This window comes from Pseudomonas sp. GQ91 (assembly GCF_059758795.1).
Window position 1 is genome coordinate 1 of record NZ_JCAXED010000058.1, and the last position, 465, is coordinate 465.

1 protein-coding gene is annotated in these 465 nt (G+C 60.6%); it reads left to right on the forward strand.

From position 1 onward, the window contains the following. Nucleotides 1-54: 54 nt before the first annotated feature. On the forward strand, nt 55-465 hold a 411-nt coding region (locus AC6CIA_RS26395; RefSeq protein WP_498316092.1), incomplete at its 3' end, for an Ig-like domain-containing protein.

A 465-nucleotide genomic window follows, 5' to 3' on the forward strand; every position in this document is an offset into this window, starting at 1 on the left:
GCGACCATCCCAGGTACTGCCACGACAGGTGCCGACGGTAAAGTGTCGGTGACTTTGACCAGCAAAACTGCCGGCATCAGCGTGGTCACCGCCAGCGTGGGTAGCAGCACTCAAAGCGTCAACAGCACCTTTATCGCGCATGCCGGCTCGGCCGAAATTGGCAACGGTGCGTTGATCATGACCACTGATAATCAGCCAGCCGACGGTACGTCGCAGAACGTGGTGCAAGCCACAATCACCGACGCCAACGGCAACCTAGTACCGAGTCAGGTCGTCACCTTCAGCGTGGAATCCGGTGCGGCAACACTGACCGGTCCTACGGCTACTACCAACGACTCGGGCGTGGCCAGCATGACGCTGACCAGCACCCAAGCGGGCAGCAGCACCGTGAAAGCCAGCATCAACGGCAGTGAGCGCACTGTGGACACCACCTTCGTGGCGGACGCCGGCACAGCTGAAATTGCT